Consider the following 16,972-nt stretch of genomic DNA (forward strand, 5'->3'; position numbering starts at 1 on the left):
CCCCGGCATCACCCCATCCAACCGAGGAGACGGACGATCGTGACGGACATCGTCGACGAGCTGAAGTGGCGCGGGCTCTTCGCCCAGTCCACCGACGAGGACGCACTGCGCAAGGCTCTCGCGGACGGTCCCGTCACGTTCTATTGCGGTTTCGACCCGACCGCGGCCAGTCTCCACGTCGGCCACCTGGTCCAGGTCCTCACCGTCCGCCGGCTCCAGCGGGCCGGGCACCGGCCGCTGGCGCTGGTCGGCGGGGCCACCGGGCAGATCGGCGACCCGCGGCCGACGGCCGAGCGCACCCTGAACGACCCCGAGACGGTCGCGAACTGGGTGAACCGGCTGCGGACCCAGATCGAGCCGTTCCTCTCCTTCGAGGGGGAGAACGCCGCGGTCATGGTGAACAACCTGGACTGGACCGCCGGCCTCTCGGCGATCGAGTTCCTGCGGGACATCGGCAAGCACTTCCGGGTCAACAAGATGCTGACCAAGGACTCCGTGGCCCGGCGCCTGGAGTCCGAGCAGGGCATCAGCTACACCGAGTTCAGCTACCAGCTCCTCCAGGGCATGGACTTCCTGGAGCTGTACCGCCGCTACGGCTGCGTGCTCCAGCAGGGCGGCTCGGACCAGTGGGGCAACCTGGTGGCCGGGCTGGACCTGATCCACCGCCTGGAGCCGGGGGCCGAGGTCCACGCGCTCGCGACCCCGCTGATGGTCAAGGCGGACGGCACCAAGTTCGGCAAGACCGAGGGCGGGGCCGTCTGGCTGGACCCGGAGATGACCACGCCGTACGCGTTCTACCAGTTCTGGCTGAACGTGGACGACCGGGACATCTCCACGTACATGCGGATCCTCTCCTTCAGGTCCCGCGAGGAGTTGGAGGAGCTGGAGGCGCAGACCGCCGAGCGGCCGCAGGCCCGGGCGGCCCAGCGGGCGCTGGCCGAGGAGCTGACGACCCTGGTGCACGGCGCCGAGCAGTGCGCGGCCGTCGTCGCCGCCTCGAAGGCGCTGTTCGGCCAGGGCGACCTGGCCGGGCTGGACGGTGCGACGCTCGCCGCGGCCCTGTCCGAGCTGCCGCACGCGCGCGTGTCGGAGCTCGGCCAGGTCGTGGACCTGTTCGCCGAGGTCGGCCTGGTGGCGAGCAAGTCGGCGGCGCGCCGCACGGTGAAGGAGGGCGGGGCGTACGTGAACAACGTGAAGGTCACCGCCGAGGACGCCGAGGTGTCGGCGGACGACCTGCTGCACGGGCGCTGGCTGGTGCTGCGGCGCGGCAAGAAGAACCTGGCGGCGATCGAGTTCACCGGCGCCTGACGCCCCCAGGACACGACCGGAGGCCCGGTACGGCACACCACGTGCCGTACCGGGCCTCCCGGCTCTTCGTGTGCTCGCCGGCCTCAGGCCCGCCGCCTGTTGCCCTTCATCGAGGCCCAGAGCATGTCGCCCAGGCCGACGACGACGACCGCGCCGATCAGCTGGAGCAGATGGCGGATCCAGTCGATGCCCTTGGTGTCGTTCACCCCGATCCAGGTCGCGACCGCGTTTCCGAGGACGCTGCCGAGGATGCCGAACACCACCGTCAGCCAGAGCGGGATCTGCTGCTTGCCCGGCAGGATCGCCTTCGCGATCAGACCGAGGACGAGACCCACGATGATCGCCCACAACCAACCCATTGTCGCCTCCTTGTACGCATGTGGGCCCAGTCTCGGCCTTCGCGTCATACGCCGCATGTCGGACAGCGCCATACGTGCCCCGGTCTCGTCCGTGCCGGAGGGCGGGCGTACCGTGGAACCAGGTCCGGACCGGGGTGGGTCCGGCGCGACCGGTGGGTGGTGAGCGGTGATGCCGAAGCGTGGCGGAGCCGAGGTCTTCCGGATCACGGGAGCCCGGCAGGGGCTCGCCGAGGACGTCCGGGGGCGGCAGCGGAGGTACGTCATCTCGATGACGGTCCGGACGCTCTCCGTGATCGCCGCCGCGGTGCTGTGGAACGTCGAGCGGCACGTGGCGGTCGTGGCGCTCGCCCTGGGCATCCTGCTGCCCTATGTGGCCGTGGTGATCGCCAACGCGGGGCGCGAGTCGCCCCCGTCCCTTCCCTCCACGTTCGTACCGGCTCCGGTGCGGCCCGCGCTCGACGCGGGAGAGCCGGCCGCCGACCCGGAACCGGACCGCCCGGACGGCCGGAACTGATCACCGAGCGTGGCCGGGAACCTCAAGAAAAGCTCAGATCAATCATGAAGTTCCAGTGCACCGCACCCCATGTGCCGTGACATACTGCCTACGCGCTCCGCATCCCCCGTCGGAGCGACGGACCGATGCCGGGCAGCTCCCCCCGTGGCTGCTCGGCATCGCCCTTGCTGGACAATGACCGGGTGATCATGGGTCCAGTGAGCGAAGAGAAGCCGATCTGTTCCGCCAAGGGCTGCCGCGCCGACGCCGTCTGGGTGCTCGCGTGGAACAACCCCAAGCTGCACACGCCGGAGCGGCGCAAGACGTGGCTCGCGTGCGAGGAGCACCGCGAGCACCTCTCGCAGTTCCTGGGCGTACGGGGCTTCCTCAAGGACGTCGTGCCGCTGGCCGACTGGGAGTCGGCCGCCCCTTAGGGCCCGTCCGGCGGCTCGGGGGCCGGAACCCCCGAGCCCTCGGAACGGGTTCTCAGCCGCCGATCGCCGACATCGGGCGGTCGGGCTGGAGGAAGCTCGGGTCGTCGAGGCCGGAGCCGGCCTTCTTGCCCCACATGGCCTTCTTCCAGATCTCCGCGACCTCGGCGTCCCCCGCCTCCGAGCGGAGCGCGGCCCGCAGGTCGGTCTCCTCGGTGGCGAAGAGGCAGGTGCGGACCTGTCCGTCGGCGGTGAGCCGGGTGCGGTCGCAGGCCCGGCAGAACGGGCGGGTGACGGAGGCGATGACGCCGACCGTGTGCGGTCCGCCGTCGACGACCCAGCGCTCGGCGGGGGCGGAGCCGCGCTCCTCGGCGCCCTCAGGGGTCAGGGCGAAGCGGGTCCGCAGGGACTCCAGGATGTCCCCCGCGGTGATCATGCCGTCGCGCTTCCAGCCGTGCTGGGCGTCGAGCGGCATCTGCTCGATGAAGCGGAGCTCGTACCCCTCCTCGATCGCCCAGGCCAGCAGGTCGGGGGCCTCGTCGTCGTTGAGTCCGGGCATCAGGACGGCGTTGACCTTGACCGGGACGAGGCCGGCGTCGCGGGCGGCGGCCATGCCGTCGAGGACGTCCCGGTGCCGGTCGCGGCGGGTGAGGGTCTTGAAGACGTCGGGGCGCAGGGTGTCGAGCGAGACGTTGACCCGGTCGAGACCCGCGGCCTTCAGGGCGGTCGCGGTGCGCTTGAGCCCGATGCCGTTGGTGGTGAGGGACATCCGGGGGCGGGGCTCCAGGGCCGCGCAGCGCTCGACGATCCCGACGAGGCCGGGGCGGAGCAGCGGTTCGCCGCCGGTGAAGCGGACCTCGGTGACGCCGAGGTCGGTGACCGCGATGCGGATGAGCCGGACGATCTCGTCGTCCGTGAGGAGATCCGGCTTGGCGAGCCACTGGAGGCCCTCTTCCGGCATGCAGTAGGTGCAACGCAGGTTGCACCGGTCCGTGAGCGAGACGCGCAGGTCGGTGGCGACCCGCCCGAAGGTGTCGATGAGCACGGTGGGCCCCCTCCCCGTCTGTGGATCGGTTCGTTTCGATCGCCTGTCACGAGCCTACGCGAGTGGTCCGACATCGAGCAGGGCAGATTGTCACGAGGACCGGCGCGGCCGCGTCGTAGAACTCTACGACGCGGCCGGCCGCGGTGGGCGGAACGTATACGGTTCAGTGCGCTCCGACACCGGTGAGGGACTTGACCTCCAGCTCCGCGTACTTGCCCTTGTCCGGCTCCTCCTTGGAGAGGACCGAGCCGAGCCAGCCGAGCAGGAAGCCGAGCGGGATGGAGACGAGCCCCGGGTTCTCCAGCGGGAACCAGTAGAAGTCGACGCCCTTGAACATCGAGGTCGGCTTGCCGGAGACGACCGGCGAGAACAGCACCAGGACGACGGCGGAGACCAGACCGCCGTAGATCGACCACAGGGCGCCCCGGGTGGTGAACCGCTTCCAGAAGAGGGAGTACAGGATCGTCGGCAGGTTGGCGGAGGCGGCGACCGCGAAGGCGAGGGCGACCAGCCCTGCGACGTTGAGGTCGCGGGCGAGGGCGCCGAGCGCGATGGAGACGACGCCGATGAGGACGGTCGCCCAGCGGGCGGCCCGCATCTCCTCCTTCTCGGTGGCCTTTCCGCGCCGGATGACGTTGGCGTAGATGTCGTGCGCGAAGGACGACGAGGAGGCCAGGGTCAGGCCGGCGACGACGGCGAGGATGGTCGCGAAGGCGACGGCCGAGATGACGGCGAGGAGGATCGCGCCGCCCGTGGAGCCGGCTCCGCCGCCGATCTCCAGGGCCGCGAGCGGGGCCGCGGTGTTGCCGGCCTTGTTGGAGGCGACGATGTCGGCGTTCTCGAGCAGGGCGGCGGCGCCGAAGCCGAGGACGATCGTCATCAGGTAGAAGGCGCCGATGATGCCGATGGCCCAGTTGACCGACTTCCGGGCGGCCTTGGCGGTCGGGACCGTGTAGAAGCGGATCAGGATGTGGGGCAGGCCGGCGGTGCCGAGGACGAGCGCGATGCCGAGCGAGAGGAAGTCCAGCTTCGAGGTCGCGGTGGCGCCGTACTTGAGGCCGGGCTCCAGGAAGGCCTGGCCCTTGCCGCTGTTGGTGGCGGCCGCGCCGAGCAGCTCCGACAGGTTGAAGTGGAACTTCCACAGGATGAGGAAGGTGATCAGGAGCGTGCCCGCGATGAGCAGCACGGCCTTGACCATCTGCACCCAGGTGGTGCCCTTCATGCCGCCGATGGTCACGTACACGATCATCAGGACGCCGACGAGGGCGACGATCGCGACCTTGCCGCCGTCGCTGGTGATGCCGAGGAGCAGCGAGACGAGGACGCCCGCCCCGGCCATCTGCGCGAGCAGGTAGAAGATCGAGACGACGATGGTGGAGGTGCCGGCGGCGGTGCGGACCGGACGCTGGCGCATCCGGTAGGCGAGGACGTCGCCCATGGTGAAGCGGCCGGAGTTGCGCAGCGGTTCGGCGACCAGGAGCAGGGCGACGAGCCAGGCGACGAGGAAGCCGATCGAGTAGAGGAAGCCGTCGTAGCCGAAGAGGGCGATGGCGCCGGCGATGCCGAGGAAGGACGCGGCGGACATGTAGTCGCCGGAGATCGCCAGGCCGTTCTGGAAGCCGGTGAACTGGCGTCCGCCGGCGTAGAAGTCGGCGGCGCTGCGGGTCTGCCGGCCGGCCCACACGGTGATGACGAGCGTGGCGATCACGAAGGCGCCGAACAGGGCGATGATCAGGGGCCGGTGCTCGCTGGTGGCGTTGTCCGCCGCGAGCAGGACGGGGTTGCTCATGCGTCGCCCTCCATACGGGACTTGATGGCCTCGGCCTTGGGGTCGAGCCGGTTCGCCGCGTGCCGCGCGTAGAGCCAGGCGATGACGAAGGTGGTGAGGAACTGGCCGAGGCCCAGGACCAGCGCCACGTTGATGTTGCCGAAGACCTTGGTCCCCATGAAGCCGCCCGCGTAGTTGGAGAGCAGCACGTACAGCAGGTACCAGGCGATGAAGGCGAGGGTGAGGGGGAAGGCGAACGAGCGGTGGGCACGGCGCAGTTCGCCGAACTCCTCGCCCTGCTGCACCTCGACGAACTGCTCCGTGGTGGGTGACGCGGGGCCCCGGGGGGTCTCCGTGTCGTTTCGGGCTGGCGGCGGTGCTTCGGTAGCCACGGACTCTCCTCGTGACGCGCGGGCGGACGGCTGGGTCGAAGGGGGCCTCACCGGGGGTACGGGAGCCGGGGCTCCGGGGGGAGCCCTCCCCTGCACAACGGCACGGAGGAGGAAGCGAAGCGGTTCACCCCGAGGATTTTCTCGGGCAGATCTTCATGAAGTCTTCTCAACTCATTGATGGGACGGGAAGATCAGCGATAGCTTCACTCGTCATGCACCTGCCCGCGCGCAAACCCGCGCGCGAGCAGTACATACGGATGATGTGGAGAACCCATGGCTCATCTGGGATCGAGGCGTGGCCGAGCTCTCGCTCTGCCCGTCGGCCTCGCGCTCACGGCCTCGCTCGGCTTCCTTCCCTCCGGCGCCTCGGCGGCGGAGCTGAGCGACGCCCCGGTCGCCGCCGTGGCGACGGACGGGCCGAAGCTGTCGTACGTCGTGAACGTCGACGGGGGCCGTTCGACCGCCAAGTCGGTGAAGAAGGCGATAGCCGCCGCCGGCGGCACGGTCGTCGTCTCGTACGACCGGATAGGCGTGGTCGTCGTCCACTCGCAGAACCCCGAGTTCGCGCGGCAGATACGCAAGGCGCGCGGCGTGGTGTCGGCCGGTGCGACCCGCACCGCCCCGCTCTCCGTGCAGACCGACACCTCCGTCGGCAGCGACGCGCAGGTGCTGACCGAGGCCGAGGCCAAGGCCGCCGCGGCCCGCGCGACCGACGAGCAGGACGCGCTCGAGCCCCTGCAGTGGGACCTCCCGGCGATCAAGGCCGACAAGGCGCACCAGCGGACGCTGGGCAGCAAGCGCGTGACCGTCGGCGTCATCGACACGGGCGTGGACGACACCCACCCGGACCTGGCGCCGAACTTCAGCGCCGCGAAGTCCGCCAACTGCGTGTCCGGCAAGGCGGACACCACCCCCGGCTCGTGGCGGCCGAACGCGGGCGAGAGCGACCACGGCACGCACGTCGCCGGCACGATCGCCGCCGCGAAGAACGGGATCGGCGTCACCGGCGTCGCGCCGGGCGTGAAGCTCGCCGGCATCAAGGTGTCCACCCCGGACGGCTTCTTCTACACGGAGGCCGTGGTCTGCGGCTTCGTGTGGGCGGCCGAGCACGGCATCGACATCACGAACAACAGCTACTACACCGACCCGTGGATGTTCGCGTGCAAGAACGACGCGGACCAGAAGGCCCTCATCGAGGCCGTCACCCGCGCCACCCGCTACGCGGAGCGCAGGGGCACGGTCAACGTGGCGGCGGCCGGCAACTCCTCGTTCGACCTGGCGGCCGACTCGATCGTCGACGACAGCAGCCCGAACGACTCCACGCCGGGCGGCCGGACCATCGACCCGAAGGAGTGCCTGGACTACCCGGCGATGCTCCCCGGTGTCGTCACGGTCTCCGCGACCGGCGCCAAGGACCTGAAGGCGTCCTACTCCAACTACGGCCGCGGCGTGATCGACATCGCCGCGCCCGGCGGTGACCGCACCGAGTACCAGACCCCGGACGCCCCGGCGGTCAACGGCCGGATCCTGTCGACCACGGTCAACGGCGGTTACAACTACAAGGCCGGCACGTCGATGGCCTCGCCGCACGCGGCGGGCGTCCTGGCGCTCATCAAGTCGAGGCACCCGCACGCGGGCCCGGCGGCGCTCAAGGCCCTGCTGTACGCGCAGGCCGACCGGCTCGCCTGCACCGACCCGTACGACATCAACGGCGACGGCAAGGTCGACGCGGTCTGCGAGGGCGGCAAGAACAAGAACGGCTTCTACGGGGCCGGTCTGATCGACGCGCTCGACGCGGTCCGCCGGTAACCGGCGGCTCTGGGGCCTGTCCGCCGGACAGGCCCCGGGGGCCCCGGTGCGGTACGCCGCGCCGGGGCCCTCGCGCGTGGTGCCGGTCGCCGCGGTGGGGATCATGGGCACCATGGACACGACGGTGCGCACGGGTACGGAGTTGTTGTGGGCGGCCCTCGGCGGTGATCCCGCCCTGGTCGACCGGGTGTCGTTCACGGGGCCCCCGGGGCTGCTGCCGGCCCGGCTGCCGGTGATGGACCTGGCACGGGCGTCGGTCGCCGTGGCGGGGCTCGCGGCGGTCGAGCGGGCGGGGCTCCCGGGGCCCGTTCGGGTGGACGACGGGGCCGTGGCCACCGCCTTCACGAGCGAGCGGCACCTGCGGATCGACGGACGGGCGCCGGTGAGCTTCGCGCCCCTGTCGCGGTTCTGGCGGGCGGCGGACGGCTGGGTCCGCACCCACGCCAACTACCCGCACCACCGGGCGGCGCTGCTCGCCGCCCTCGGCGTGCCGCCCGGGTCGCCGGAGGACGCGGCGGCCGAGGACGTGGCGGCGGCGATCGGGGAGCGGACGGCCGTCGGGGTGGAGACGGCGGTGTACGGGGCCAGGGGCCTGGCGGTCGCCCTGCGCACGCCCGGGGAGTGGGCGGCGCACCCGCAGGGCCGGGAGGTGGCGGCGCGGCCGCTGCTGACCCGGGAGCGGCTCGACGAGGCGCCGCCCCGGCCGCGTTCGGGGCCCCTGCGGGTCCTGGACCTGACCCGGGTGCTCGCAGGGCCGGTGGCGACCCGGACGCTCGCGCTGCTCGGCGCGGACGTGCTGCGGATCGACCCGCCGGGCCGTCCGGAGCTGCCGGACCAGCACGCGGAGACGAACGTCGGGAAGCGGACGTCCGTCCTCGACCTGGAGCGGCCCTCGGACCGGCGTACCTTCGACGGACTCCTCGACGCGGCGGACGTGCTGGTGACCGGCTACCGGCCGGGCGCGCTCGACCGCTTCGACCTCCACCGCCCGGGGCTCGTCACGGCCCGGGTCTCGGCCTGGGGCGAGGACGGGCCGTGGGGCGGGCGGCGCGGCTTCGACTCCCTGGTGCAGGCGGCGACCGGGATCGGCGTCGTGGAGGGCTCGGCGGAGGAGCCGGGGGCGCTGCCCGCACAGGCCCTGGACCACGGCACCGGCTATCTGCTCGCGGCGGCGGTCCTGCGGTCGCTGACCGAGCGGGACCGGGACGGCGGCACCCGGCTTGTCCGGCTCGCCCTCGCGCGGACGGGCCACTGGCTGACGCACGCGCTGCCCGCGTACGACCCCGAGCGGTACCTCGTCGAGTCGGAGGGCCCGCTCGGGCGGCTGCGGCACGCGCTGTCCCCGGTCGCGTACGAGGGCGGCCCGGCGGGCTGGTCGCGACCGCCGGGCCTGCCGGGCGCGGACGCGCCGGTGTGGACGGGGACTACGGCTTGACGAGGACCTTGAGGGCGGTGCGCTCGTCCATGGCCCGGTAGCCGTCGGGGACGCCGTCGAGGCCGACGGTCAGGTCGAAGACCGGGGAGGGGTCGATCGTGCCGTCGAGGACGTCCGGGAGGAGTTCCGGGATGTACGCGCGCACGGGGGCGACGCCGCCGCGCAGGGCGATGTTCCGGTTGAACATGACGGACAGGTCGAGGCCGGTGCCGCTGCCGTGCGGGACGCCGACGTAGCCGATGGACCCGCCGTCGCGGGCGACGGCGACGGCGGTGCGCATGGACTGCTCGGTGCCGACGGCCTCGATGACGCCGTGGGCGCCCTGGCCGCCGGTGAGTTCGCGGACGGCGGCCTCGGCGGCCTCCCCGCGCTCGGCGACGACGTCGGTGGCGCCGAAGGCACGGGCGATGTCGGTGCGCGCGGTGTGCCGGCCGAGCGCGATGATCCGCTCGGCGCCGAGCCGCTTGGCCGCGAGGACGCCGCAGAGGCCGACGGCGCCGTCGCCGACGACGGCGACGGTGGAGCCGGGCCGCACGCCGGCGCCGAGGGCGGCGTGGTGGCCGGTGCCCAGGACGTCGGAGAGGGCGAGCAGCGCGGTCAGGAGCCGGTCGTCGGAGGCCGCCTCGGCGGGCAGCTTGACGAGGGTGCCGTCGGCGAAGGGGACGCGGACGGCCTCGCCCTGGCCGCCGTCGGAGCCCACGGAGCCCCAGAAGCCACCGCGCGGGCAGGAGGTCTGGAGGCCCTCGGCGCAGTACGCACAGGTGCCGTCGGACCAGACGAAGGGGGCGACGACGAGGTCTCCCCTGCGGAAGCCGCGGACCCCGGCTCCGGCCTCCTCGACGACGCCGAGGAACTCGTGGCCGATCCGCTGGCCCGGCTGCCGGGCGGACTCGCCCCGGTAGGCCCACAGGTCGCTGCCGCAGACGCAGGCGCGCAGGACCCGCAGGACGACGTCCGTGGGGTCCTGGACCACCGGGTCGGGCACGTCCTCCACGCGCAGGTCGAACGGGGCGTGGATGGTGGTGGCGCGCATGGTGGTCGATCCCTGCTGTCAGACGTTTGTACGACTTTCACCGTACATCGCCCGCAGGGCTCCGGTCGTCAGCAGGTACTGCGCCGCGACGTAGGTCAGCATGACCCAGAAGTCGGACGCCGGGAGCCGGGGCCACCCGGCGACGCCGGTGGCGATGAGGGTGTCGGACAGCAGGAAGAGGGCGCCGCCGAGTCCGGCGAGGAGCCCGAGGGAGCTCGCGCGCCAGGCCATGACGGTGAGCAGCAGCGCGTACCCGGCGACCGGGATCCGCAGCCCGGCGGGCAGGTCGGGCCAGAGCGGCACGACGGTGGCGGCGAGGGCGGCCGCGTACAGGGCGCCGAGCGCCGGGGACGCGCGCCGACGGCCGAAGAGGACCAGGTAGCAGACGTGTCCGACGGCGAAGGAGCCCATGCCGGCGAGGAAGGCCCGGTCGGCGTCGGAGAGCAGGAGGACGTCGCCGGCCCAGCCGAACAGGAGCGCGGCGACCAGCGGCTTGGGGGCGCCCCGGCTCACGGCGTACGCGGCGAGCAGGGGCATCAGGAGCGGCTTGGCGACCTGGTGGCCCGGCTCGGCGCCGGCGAGCAGGGAGACCAGGTCGACGGCGGCGGCGAGGGCGAAGGCGACGAGGAGAGCGCGGGAGAGCGCGGTGGCGGGGGCGGTGCCGGAGGGGGCGGCGGGGCCGGCGGTACGGGTGCTCACGCGGTGGTCTCCGCGGCGACGGGTGCGGGCGTCGTGACGGGCCCGGGTGCGGTGACGGGATGCCGTCCCGGGCCGCGGAAGATCCGCCCGGCGCGCTCGCCCCAGCCGCTCGCGGCCCGCACGTCCCGGGCGATGGCGGCGTACTCGTGGGTGGCGACGCGCAGCGGGTTGTACGTCTCGATGTTCTTGGTGAGGCCGTGGACGGGCCGTTCGGTCTCCGCCGCCCAGGAGCCGAACATCCGGTCCCAGAGGATCAGGATGCCGCCGAAGTTCCGGTCCAGGTAGCCGCCCTGCGAGGCGTGGTGGACACGGTGGTGGGACGGGGTGTTGAGGACGTACTCCAGGGGCCGGGGCAGCTTGTCGATGCGCTCGGTGTGGATCCAGAACTGGTAGACGAGGCTGACCGAGGAGCAGAAGGCCACGGCGGCCGGGTGGACGCCCAGCGCGATCATCGGCAGGTAGAACGGCCACGAGGTGAAGCCGGTCCAGGGCTGGCGCAGCGCGGTGGAGAGGTTGAACCTGCGGCTGCTGTGGTGCACGACGTGGGAGGCCCACAGGATCCGGACGACGTGGTGGCCGCGGTGCGACCAGTAGGAGAAGAAGTCCTGGGCGAGCAGCATCAGCGGGATCGTCCACCACAGGACGGGAACGCGGAGCGGGGTGAGCTCGTGGACGGCCGTGTAGACCGCGACGATCGGGATCTTCCACAGGAGGTCGACGAAGAGACTCCCGAGCCCCATGCCGATGCTGGTGGCGGCGTCCTTGGCCTCGTACCCGGCGGCGTCGTCGTCGGGATGGAGCCGGTAGCCGACCATCTCCAGGACGGTCAGCAGGACGAACGCCGGGATGGACCAGAGCACGACATCGGGCAGGTTCGGCATGCGAAGACGGTAGGGGCGCGGGTCGGGGCGTGCCCAGACGTCGTTACCGACATGTATGCGAGACGAGGTGTCAACAGGCTTTGGCGCCTTCCGACAAGGAGCGTCCTCAGACCCCCGCCGCCCCGAGCAGCGACCCCGCTCCGTACGTCACCGCCATCGCCAGGGCCCCGCCCGCCACGTTGCGGAGGACCGCGCGGCCGGCGGGGGCGGCGCCGAGGCGGGCGCTGGACCAGCCGGTGAGGGCGAGGGCCGCGAGGACGGAGAGGACGGTGATCCAGAGGCGGGTGGAGGGCGGGGGCAGGACGATCGCGAGGAGCGGGAGCAGGGCCCCGGCGGTGAAGGCGAGGAAGCTGGCGCCGGCCGCGTGCCAGGGGTTGGTGAGGGCGTCCGGGTCGATGCCCAGCTCCACGCGCGCGTGGGCGCGCAGGGCGTCGCGGGCGGTGAGCTGTTCGGCGGCCTCGCGGGCGACGCCCGGGGAGAGGCCGCGGGCGGCCAGGAGGGCGGCGAGCTCGTCCAGCTCGGCCGCGGGCCGTTCGCGCAGCTCGCGCTTCTCCTGGGCGAGCGCGGCCTTCTCGGAGTCGCGCTGGGTGGAGACCGAGACGTACTCCCCCGCCGCCATCGACATCGAGCCGGCGAGGAGCCCGGAGAGACCGGCCGTGAGCAGCGCGGAGACGGACGCGGTGGCCCCGGCGACGCCGACGACGAGGCCCGCCGTGGAGACGACGCCGTCGTTGGCGCCCAGGACCGCGGCCCGGAGCCAGTTGAGGCGGGAGCCGAGGCCGCCGCCGTGGGCCTCGTCGTGCGCGGCGGGCGCGGAGGACGCGGGAGGCGCGGGGGGTTCGGTCACGTGAGGAGGGTCGCACCCGGCGGGTCACCGGCCCCGGAACGACCCGCCCGGAGCCGGGAGGGGAGGGGAGGAGAAGGAGGGAAGAGAGGGGAGGGCGGGAGCGGGCCCCGGTTCCGGACGGCCTCCGATCCCGGGTAGGCCCGGTCCCGAGCGGGTCCTGATCCCGGGCGGGCCCCAGTCCCGGGCGGACCCCGGACCTGGGCGGACCTCAGTCTCGGGCGGACCCCGGCCCTGGGCGGACCTCAGTCCCGGACGGACCCCGGACCCGGGCAGACCCCGGACCCGGGCAGACCCCAGTCCCGGGCGGACCCCGGACCCGACGGCGTCTCCCGGCCCCCCGGCGGGCGGGCCTCCGGAGCACCGGCGGGCGGGCCCCCGGTCCCGACGGCGGGCGGGCCGCCGACCCCCGGCAAACGGCCCCCCGGGGCACCGAGGAGGGGATTGTCGGTCGCGGCCCGTATCCTCATTGACCATGCTCGACGACCGCACGACAGCAGCAGCGTGGCCGACCGCCTACCCGCAGGGGTACGCGGTCGTCGACGTGGAGACCACCGGTCTCGCCCGCGACGACCGGATCGTGTCCGCCGCCGTCTACCGGCTGGACGCCCAGGGGAACGTCGAGGACCACTGGTACACCCTCGTCAACCCCGAGCGCGACCCCGGCCCGGTGTGGATCCACGGGCTGACCAGCGACGCCCTGGAGGGCGCGCCGCTCTTCCCGGAGATCGCGGCCGAGTTCGCGGCCCGGCTCGACGGGCGGGTGCTCGTCGCGCACAACGCGATCTTCGACTGGCAGATGATCGCCCGGGAGTACGCGCGCGCCGAGTCCACCGCGCCCGTGCGCCAGCGCCTGTGCACGATCGCGCTCTCCAAGCAGCTGTCGCTGCCGCTGCCGAACCACAAGCTGGAGTCGCTCGCCGCGCACTTCGGCGTCGAGCAGCGCCAGGCGCACAACGCGCTGGACGACGCGCGGGTGCTCGCCGAGGCGTTCCGGCCGAGCCTGCACGCGGCGGCCGAGCAGGGCGTGCGCCTGCCGCTCCTGGAGTGCCGGCCGCTGACCGAGTGGGCCGCGTCCCCGGCCCCCTCCCCGTACCCCGCGTACCGGACGAACAGCTGGCGCCCCTCGCGCAGGCGGCCGGCCTGCCCGTACCCCAATCCCGGCCGTTACGAGGCCGGCGAGCCGCTCAGGCAGGGGATGCGGGTGGCGTTCTCCGGGGACACCTCCGTCGACCGCGAGCTCCTGGAGGACCGCACCGTCGAGGCCGGTCTGCACGTGGCCGGCAGCGTGTCGCGGCTGACGAGCCTGCTCGTCACCAACGACCCGGACGCGGCCACCTCCAAGACCCTCAAGGCCCGCTCCTTCGGCACGCCCGTCGTCGACGAGGCCGCCTACACCCAGCTGCTGCGGGACGTGGCCCCGGCAGACGGGTGACACCCCCGGGCCCCCCGGGCGTGCCGGACCGCGCGCGCCCGCGGGGAGCCCCACCCTGTGGCGCATGGCACGTTGTGAGGTCTGCGGAAACGATTACGGCATGTCGTTCGAGGTGCACGCGCAGGGCGCGGTGCACGTCTTCGACTGCTTCGCCTGCGCCATCCACCGCATGGCGCCCATCTGCGAGCACTGCCGGGTCCAGATCATCGGCCAGGGCGTCGAGGTCGGGGGCAGCTGGTACTGCGGCGGCCACTGCGCCCGCGCGGAGGGGAAGGTGGGCATCGTCGACAAGGTGTGAGGACGGGGCCCGAAGAGAAGAAACGATTCCGGAGGGCGGCCCCGAGCGCCCCGAACCCCCCTGCGCGCACCCCGTGGCCCCCGCTGTACGGTCATGGGGTGTACCGCTTCCTGTTGTCCCGGCAGTGGGTGATCCTCACCCTGATCGCCCTCGTCCTCGTCCCGACGATGATCGAGCTGGGCTTCTGGCAGTTCCACCGGCACGAGCGCCGGGTCGCCCAGAACGCCCTGATCGCGGACAGCGTCGCGGCGGAGCCGGTCCCGGTCGAGGAGCTCACCTCCCCCGGCCACACCGTCCCGCGCGCCGACTACTGGCGCCCGGTCACCGCCACCGGCACCTTCGACAGCGCCCACGAGGTGGTCGTCCGCCGCCGCACCTCCTCCGACGACCGGGTCGGCGTGCACGTCCTGACCCCGCTGGTCCTGCGGGACGGGAAGGTCCTGATCGTCAACCGGGGCTGGGTGCCGGCCGCCGCCGACCAGCACTCCTATCCGGCGGTGCCGCCCGTCCCGAAGGGCGAGGTCACGATCACCGGCCGCCTCAAGGCCGACGAGACGACCGGCGCCAGCGGCATCAAGGACCTCAAGGGACTGCCCGACCGCCAGGTCATGCTGATCGACAGCCGGCAGCAGGCCGAGTTCATCGGCCGCGAGGTCCTCGGCGGCTACGTCGAGCAGACCGCGCCCGAACCGGCCGGCGGCACCATGGAGCAGATCCCCGAGCCCGACCACGACTCGATCGGCGCCCACATGGCGTACGCCGTGCAGTGGTGGCTCTTCGCGGCCGGCGTGCCCGTCGGCTGGGTGATCCTGGTGCGCCGCGAGAAGCGCGACCGGGAGGCCGCGGCCGCCGCCGACGCCTCCGGGACGCCGGAACCGGACCCCGCGGAGACCCTGGCCGCACCGTCCCGCTGATTGACCTGCGCCGCTTCCGGGAAAAGCCCGAGCGTGACGCAACACATCGACGACTACGCCATGATCGGTGATCTCCAGACCGCCGCGCTCGTCGGCCGTGACGGATCGGTCGACTGGCTGTGTCTGCCCCGGTTCGACTCGGCCGCCTGCTTCGCCGCCGTCCTCGGCGACGAGGAGAACGGGCACTGGCGGATCGCCCCCAAGGGCGCCACGACCTGCACCTCCCGCCGCTACGCCGAGGACTCCCTCGTCCTGGAGACGTACTGGGAGACCCGTACCGGCGCCGTCAAGGTCGTCGACTTCATGCCGCAGCGGGACGCGTACCCCGACGTGATGCGGATCGTCGAGGGGATCAGGGGCAGCGTCGAGATGAGCGCCGTCCTGCGGCTGCGCTTCGACTACGGCTCGATCGTGCCCTGGATGCGCCGGGCGGACGGGCACCGGGTGGCGGTCGCGGGCCCCGACGCGGTCTGGCTGCGCAGCGAGCCGCACGTGAAGACCTGGGGCCAGCAGTTCTCCACCTGCTCCGCCTTCACCGTCGCCGCCGGCGAGAAGGTGGCCTTCGTGCTGACCTGGCACCCGTCGCACGAGCCGCGCCCCGACCTGATCGACCCCTTCGAGGCGCTCGAGCAGTCGCTCGCGGACTGGCGGGAGTGGGCGGCCCGCTGCACCTACCGGGGGCCCCACCGGGAGACGGTGCTGCGGTCCCTGATCACCCTGAAGGCGCTCACGTACGCCCCCACCGGCGGGATCGTCGCCGCCCCCACCACCTCCCTGCCGGAGGAGGTCGGCGGCGTGCGGAACTGGGACTACCGCTCCTGCTGGCTGCGCGACTCCTCCCTCACCCTCGGCGCGCTGCTCGCCGCCGGATACGTGGAGGAGGCCGCCGCCTGGCGGGACTGGCTGCTGCGCTCGGTCGCGGGCGACCCCGCCGACCTGCAGATCATGTACGGCCCGGCCGGGGAGCGCCGGCTGCCCGAGACGACCCTGCCCTGGCTGCGGGGGTACGCCGACTCGGCGCCGGTGCGGACCGGGAACGCGGCCGTGGACCAGTTCCAGCTCGACGTGTACGGCGAGGTCATGGACTCGCTCAACCGGGCGCGGGAGGCCGGGATCCCGGCGGAGCGGCACGCCTGGAACCTCCAGCTGAGCCTGCTGGGCTTCCTGGAGTCGACCTGGCGGGAGCCCGACGAGGGGCTGTGGGAGGTGCGCGGGCCGCGCCGCCACTTCACCCACTCGAAGGTGATGGCGTGGGTGGCCGCCGACCGGGCCGTGCGCACCCTGGAGTCCGATCCGTCGCTGCCGGGGGACGCGGCCCGCTGGCGGGCCATGCGGGACGACATCCACGCCCAGGTGTGCGCCAGGGCGTACGACCCCGTGCGGAACACCTTCACCCAGTCGTACGGCTCGCGGGAGCTGGACGCCGCCACCCTGCTGATCCCCCAGGTGGGCTTCCTGCCGCCGGACGACCCCCGGGTGGTGGGCACGGTGGACGCGGTCATGGCGGAGCTGACGCACGACGGCTACGTGCGCCGCTACAGCGCCGACTCGACGGCGGTGGACGGCCTGCCGGGACAGGAGGGGACCTTCCTGGTCTGCTCGTTCTGGCTGGCGGACGCCCTGCGGATGACGGGGCGGCCCGAGGAGGCGCGGGTGCTCTTCGAGCGGCTCGTCGCGCTCGTCAACGACGTGGGGCTCCTCGCGGAGGAGTACGACCCGGCGACCGGCCGCCAGCTGGGCAACTTCCCGCAGGCCTTCAGCCACATCGGCCTGGTCGGCACGGCGCTCGCGCTGGCAGCGGAGGATCCCGACCCGGCAGGATAGGGCC

17 protein-coding genes are annotated in these 16,972 nt (G+C 73.0%); 9 read left to right on the forward strand and 8 right to left on the reverse strand.

Annotated features, from left to right (window positions below; genetic code table 11):
* The first annotated feature begins 39 nt into the window (after nt 1–39).
* Nucleotides 40–1,308: a tyrosine--tRNA ligase gene (tyrS, locus tag ACFY7E_RS15700; RefSeq protein WP_389485051.1), complete on the forward strand. Its 1,269-nt coding sequence runs from the start codon at nt 40–42 to the stop codon at nt 1,306–1,308.
* An 83-nt stretch (nt 1,309–1,391) separates the two neighbouring features.
* On the opposite strand, the gene ACFY7E_RS15705 is transcribed toward tyrS, so the two are convergent.
* Nucleotides 1,392–1,667 (reverse strand): GlsB/YeaQ/YmgE family stress response membrane protein, encoded by a 276-nt coding sequence (locus tag ACFY7E_RS15705; RefSeq protein ID WP_383442768.1) that lies wholly within the window; start codon nt 1,665–1,667, stop codon nt 1,392–1,394.
* Nucleotides 1,668–1,836: 169 nt separating this feature from the next.
* On the opposite strand from ACFY7E_RS15705, the gene ACFY7E_RS15710 reads away from it, so the two are divergent.
* Together ACFY7E_RS15710 and ACFY7E_RS15715 are read left to right on the forward strand one after the other, a co-directional pair.
* Nucleotides 1,837–2,181 (forward strand): DUF3099 domain-containing protein, encoded by a 345-nt coding sequence (locus ACFY7E_RS15710; RefSeq protein WP_389485053.1) that lies wholly within the window; start codon nt 1,837–1,839, stop codon nt 2,179–2,181.
* Between the two features lie 188 nt (nt 2,182–2,369).
* Nucleotides 2,370–2,594, forward strand: a complete 225-nt coding sequence (locus ACFY7E_RS15715) for a hypothetical protein (RefSeq protein ID WP_356546507.1) — start codon at nt 2,370–2,372, stop codon at nt 2,592–2,594.
* A 52-nt stretch (nt 2,595–2,646) separates the two neighbouring features.
* Here the strand turns inward: ACFY7E_RS15715 and moaA are convergent, their stop codons facing one another.
* The 3 genes from moaA to ACFY7E_RS15730 form a co-directional block, all read right to left on the reverse strand.
* Nucleotides 2,647–3,636: a GTP 3',8-cyclase MoaA gene (gene moaA / locus ACFY7E_RS15720; protein WP_389485056.1), complete on the reverse strand. Its 990-nt coding sequence runs from the start codon at nt 3,634–3,636 to the stop codon at nt 2,647–2,649.
* Nucleotides 3,637–3,799: 163 nt separating this feature from the next.
* Nucleotides 3,800–5,425, reverse strand: a complete 1,626-nt coding sequence (locus ACFY7E_RS15725; protein WP_389485058.1) for a cation acetate symporter — start codon at nt 5,423–5,425, stop codon at nt 3,800–3,802.
* Nucleotides 5,422–5,796, reverse strand: coding sequence for a DUF485 domain-containing protein (locus tag ACFY7E_RS15730; RefSeq protein ID WP_383438699.1), 375 nt, complete (start codon nt 5,794–5,796; stop codon nt 5,422–5,424). Before ACFY7E_RS15730 ends, ACFY7E_RS15725 begins: the two co-directional genes overlap by 4 nt.
* A gap of 273 nt (nt 5,797–6,069) precedes the next feature.
* On the opposite strand from ACFY7E_RS15730, the gene ACFY7E_RS15735 reads away from it, so the two are divergent.
* Together ACFY7E_RS15735 and ACFY7E_RS15740 are read left to right on the forward strand one after the other, a co-directional pair.
* Entirely contained in the window at nt 6,070–7,605 is a 1,536-nt protein-coding gene (locus tag ACFY7E_RS15735; protein ID WP_383438701.1) for a S8 family serine peptidase, read from the forward strand.
* 112 nt (nt 7,606–7,717) lie between these two features.
* Nucleotides 7,718–9,040, forward strand: coding sequence for a CoA transferase (locus ACFY7E_RS15740; RefSeq protein WP_389485061.1), 1,323 nt, complete (start codon nt 7,718–7,720; stop codon nt 9,038–9,040).
* Here the strand turns inward: ACFY7E_RS15740 and ACFY7E_RS15745 are convergent.
* The 4 genes from ACFY7E_RS15745 to ACFY7E_RS15760 all read right to left on the reverse strand — a co-directional run bounded on the left by ACFY7E_RS15745 (nt 9,030) and on the right by ACFY7E_RS15760 (nt 12,500).
* On the reverse strand, nt 9,030–10,073 hold the full coding sequence (locus ACFY7E_RS15745) for a zinc-dependent alcohol dehydrogenase family protein (protein WP_389485064.1): 1,044 nt from the start codon (nt 10,071–10,073) through the stop codon (nt 9,030–9,032). The genes ACFY7E_RS15740 and ACFY7E_RS15745 overlap by 11 nt on opposite strands.
* Nucleotides 10,074–10,091: 18 nt before the next feature.
* Nucleotides 10,092–10,772: a lysoplasmalogenase gene (locus ACFY7E_RS15750; RefSeq protein ID WP_389485066.1), complete on the reverse strand. Its 681-nt coding sequence runs from the start codon at nt 10,770–10,772 to the stop codon at nt 10,092–10,094.
* Complete coding sequence (locus ACFY7E_RS15755; RefSeq protein WP_389485069.1) at nt 10,769–11,653, reverse strand: sterol desaturase family protein; 885 nt, start codon at nt 11,651–11,653, stop codon at nt 10,769–10,771. The genes ACFY7E_RS15750 and ACFY7E_RS15755 overlap by 4 nt, the downstream gene beginning before the upstream one ends.
* Before the next feature lie 106 nt (nt 11,654–11,759).
* Complete coding sequence (locus tag ACFY7E_RS15760; protein WP_389485071.1) at nt 11,760–12,500, reverse strand: VIT family protein; 741 nt, start codon at nt 12,498–12,500, stop codon at nt 11,760–11,762.
* A gap of 466 nt (nt 12,501–12,966) precedes the next feature.
* Here ACFY7E_RS15760 and ACFY7E_RS15765 point away from each other — a divergent pair, with 466 nt between their 5' ends.
* The 4 genes from ACFY7E_RS15765 to ACFY7E_RS15780 all read left to right on the forward strand — a co-directional run bounded on the left by ACFY7E_RS15765 (nt 12,967) and on the right by ACFY7E_RS15780 (nt 16,968).
* Nucleotides 12,967–13,932, forward strand: coding sequence for a DEDDh family exonuclease (locus tag ACFY7E_RS15765; protein WP_389485074.1), 966 nt, complete (start codon nt 12,967–12,969; stop codon nt 13,930–13,932).
* Nucleotides 13,933–13,996: 64 nt separating this feature from the next.
* Nucleotides 13,997–14,230, forward strand: a complete 234-nt coding sequence (locus tag ACFY7E_RS15770; RefSeq protein ID WP_078968305.1) for a hypothetical protein — start codon at nt 13,997–13,999, stop codon at nt 14,228–14,230.
* 98 nt (nt 14,231–14,328) lie between these two features.
* The gene (locus ACFY7E_RS15775; protein WP_389485076.1) at nt 14,329–15,144 is read left to right on the forward strand and encodes an SURF1 family protein; all 816 of its coding nucleotides are present in this window, start codon (nt 14,329–14,331) and stop codon (nt 15,142–15,144) included.
* Nucleotides 15,145–15,177: 33 nt separating this feature from the next.
* Nucleotides 15,178–16,968: a glycoside hydrolase family 15 protein gene (locus ACFY7E_RS15780; RefSeq protein ID WP_383438726.1), complete on the forward strand. Its 1,791-nt coding sequence runs from the start codon at nt 15,178–15,180 to the stop codon at nt 16,966–16,968.
* Nucleotides 16,969–16,972: the final 4 nt, after the last annotated feature.

Origin of the sequence: Streptomyces sp. NPDC012825, from assembly GCF_042900925.1 — a bacterium.
In the GTDB taxonomy this organism is placed as follows: Bacteria; Actinomycetota; Actinomycetes; order Streptomycetales; family Streptomycetaceae; genus Streptomyces.

Bases quoted from the DNA above. Each gene is read 5' to 3' on its own strand.
- ACFY7E_RS15705 (WP_383442768.1), bottom strand. From the start codon at position 1,667: ATGGGTTGGTTGTGGGCGATCATCGTGGGTCTCGTCCTCGGTCTGATC.
- ACFY7E_RS15710 (WP_389485053.1), top strand. From the start codon at position 1,837: ATGCCGAAGCGTGGCGGAGCCGAGGTCTTCCGGATCACGGGAGCCCGG.
- ACFY7E_RS15715 (WP_356546507.1), top strand. From the start codon at position 2,370: ATGGGTCCAGTGAGCGAAGAGAAGCCGATCTGTTCCGCCAAGGGCTGC.
- ACFY7E_RS15725 (WP_389485058.1), bottom strand. From the start codon at position 5,425: ATGAGCAACCCCGTCCTGCTCGCGGCGGACAACGCCACCAGCGAGCAC.
- ACFY7E_RS15735 (WP_383438701.1), top strand. From the start codon at position 6,070: ATGGCTCATCTGGGATCGAGGCGTGGCCGAGCTCTCGCTCTGCCCGTC.
- ACFY7E_RS15740 (WP_389485061.1), top strand. From the start codon at position 7,718: ATGGACACGACGGTGCGCACGGGTACGGAGTTGTTGTGGGCGGCCCTC.
- ACFY7E_RS15745 (WP_389485064.1), bottom strand. From the start codon at position 10,073: ATGCGCGCCACCACCATCCACGCCCCGTTCGACCTGCGCGTGGAGGAC.
- ACFY7E_RS15755 (WP_389485069.1), bottom strand. From the start codon at position 11,653: ATGCCGAACCTGCCCGATGTCGTGCTCTGGTCCATCCCGGCGTTCGTC.
- ACFY7E_RS15770 (WP_078968305.1), top strand. From the start codon at position 13,997: ATGGCACGTTGTGAGGTCTGCGGAAACGATTACGGCATGTCGTTCGAG.